Below are 2,100 nucleotides of genomic sequence, written 5' to 3'. Positions count from 1 at the left end.
AGATAGAATATTGCATATTGATAAAGATTTTTATAAAAGTATAAGAAACACGAATAGCCCAGTAAGGATTAAGGGAAATCCAACCAGGAAATTTTCACTATGTATTGTTAGTAAAATAAATAACAATATTATATCCCTAATGTGATATTTTTTCAGACACTTGATGTATATAGGTGCATCAGGCAATGTATGTGCCCGATTATTCGTGACGATTTCCTTTTCCTTTTCGATTGAATACACTGTGATCAGTAGCTTAACCAATCGAACGTTATGCATAAAAAAGTTCCATTTAACCGCGTTAAAAGTATTTCCAATATTCTATTTTTGTATACAATATGTGTGATAATGGAAAAACTATATGAAATATCTTCTTTCTATACATAAAGTTTCTCTTCCAGGATTGTTTACCTTTATTGTTTTATAAGTTGAATTTAATAAATATCAGTTTCTTTTATTCCAAGTACATTCATTTCATCTTTAGATGATCGCCAAGGTTCAACTTTAATTGATTTTGTACTTTGATCTCGTAAAGTATATACTCTCATATAATGTGACTGTTGCTTGCTTTGCTTTTTCATATTGTCGCCCTCCATCATACAGATAGGCCCAGTACCAGCGTTCTTGTAACATAAAAGTTCGTTTTTGTTACAAAACAAGCTACTTTGCCCTTAAACGCAGCTACGCTGGTATTGGGGCCGTTTAATGTTTGATGATAAAACTATATGTTGTTTCCAGTGTATTATTTCATCTTTGTCTTAATGCTTTTAAGCTATCACTTTGTTTAAAAAACATCAATTAAAATTTGGTTATTTTAGGAATTGATAACGAGATATCGTTCTAAAAAGTTAAGGTTATGAATAAGGAAATAAATCGGATAAGATACTAATAGTAAAATGTTCTAGAAAGGATAAAAAGGTATGAAAAAAATACATTTTACTGTTATGGCATGTATATTGTTAATTTTAAGTAACTTTTTTATAAGTATAAGTGTATATGCTCATGATACTGGAATTAGGAAAGGTAATTTTAAAGTAAATCAATTGAACGGAAAAACAAGTTTTAATTTACTGATCCCAAGCAAAGTTCCGAATAATTGGGTTGTAGAGCTGAAATATCCAGATAAAATATATAATCATATGGAAAGAGTGCAGATGCATTACTTAGACGAAACAAAGACACAATTGAAACTTGCTGTAATAGAAAAAAAAGCAAAACAAAACTTCACTGAACTAGAGGATTATGGAATAAATGTGAAAATAAAAGATAAGATTGCGGTGTTCCATCCATTAACGCCCACTAAAAGAATAAAAGATGTGCAAGGTGGTACTTTAAGTTGGATACAAAATGGTACGTTAATTACATTGTTTAGTTCTCGAATTTCCAAAGAAGATTTAATTAAAATTGCTGAATCTATGGAAGAAGTTTAAAAAGAAAAAGAGGGTATATTGATTTATAACAATATACCCTCTTTTTTATCTAGTAACATAGCCTCCTGGCATTACAACGTAATACCATCCTTCTGTTTTAGCACTTGTCAAAGAGTGCCAAGTTAATGAATAAGAACCGTATGGGATGTTTTCAAAAGTAATAGCACCATCAAAATCATATTTGGCATAACGAGTATATTCTTTTCCTGTTTCCCAGCTTGATAATACCCATTTTGTTGAAGCTTGTTGTCCGCTATGGATCCCTTGTTGCCAAATTCTCACTGCAATTGTCCCGCCAGGATGTTTGTGAAGAGAAACTCCGTCCCACTCTCCGTATCTTTCAGGTCTAATTGGGTATTTTTCACTAACTGTCGCTTCTGCTGATCCAACTGCAATAGTTGAAAAACCAATTATAAAAACTAATAAAAGAAAGATATTTTTTTTTAGTAATGACATCACTTTAACATCCCTCTAACATAAATTTCTATTATATGTAAAATATATACTAAATATACCTTTTCATCAATAAAATAGAAGGAAATAAAGTATTTATTGTTCGACAAAATCATTTTTTATTTGGTTATTTTAGGGATTGTTAACGAAATATCGTTCCAAAAAGGGGTCACTATACCATTTCGCGTTTTGTTGGCGGCACCACATCGCTATCAAGCTA

3 protein-coding genes are annotated in these 2,100 nt (G+C 30.9%); 1 reads left to right on the top strand and 2 read right to left on the bottom strand.

Going from position 1 to position 2,100, the window contains the following annotated elements; translation table 11 throughout:
- Positions 1-431 precede the first annotated feature (431 nt).
- Positions 432-578, bottom strand: coding sequence for a hypothetical protein (locus tag V7024_RS24200; protein ID WP_335524625.1), 147 nt, complete (start codon positions 576-578; stop codon positions 432-434).
- 339 nt (positions 579-917) lie between these two features.
- Between V7024_RS24200 and V7024_RS24195 the strand changes: the two genes are divergently transcribed.
- Positions 918-1,427 (top strand): DUF4367 domain-containing protein, encoded by a 510-nt coding sequence (locus V7024_RS24195; RefSeq protein WP_335524623.1) that lies wholly within the window; start codon positions 918-920, stop codon positions 1,425-1,427.
- 45 nt (positions 1,428-1,472) lie between these two features.
- Here the strand turns inward: V7024_RS24195 and V7024_RS24190 are convergent, their stop codons facing one another.
- Positions 1,473-1,883 carry a hypothetical protein gene (locus tag V7024_RS24190; protein ID WP_335524622.1) on the bottom strand — a complete coding sequence of 137 codons (411 nt, stop codon included), beginning with the start codon at positions 1,881-1,883 and terminating at the stop codon, positions 1,473-1,475.
- Positions 1,884-2,100: the final 217 nt, after the last annotated feature.

Origin of the sequence: Bacillus sp. JJ864 (assembly GCF_036963045.1) — a bacterium.
In the GTDB taxonomy this organism is placed as follows: domain Bacteria; phylum Bacillota; class Bacilli; order Bacillales; family Bacillaceae_G; genus Bacillus_A; species Bacillus_A pseudomycoides_C.
This window is presented reverse-complemented; position numbering and strand designations above follow the sequence as displayed.

Coding starts and splice junctions, on each gene's coding strand:
- V7024_RS24200 (WP_335524625.1), bottom strand. CDS start 578: ATGAAAAAGCAAAGCAAGCAACAGTCACATTATATGAGAGTATATACT.
- V7024_RS24195 (WP_335524623.1), top strand. CDS start 918: ATGAAAAAAATACATTTTACTGTTATGGCATGTATATTGTTAATTTTA.
- V7024_RS24190 (WP_335524622.1), bottom strand. CDS start 1,883: ATGTCATTACTAAAAAAAAATATCTTTCTTTTATTAGTTTTTATAATT.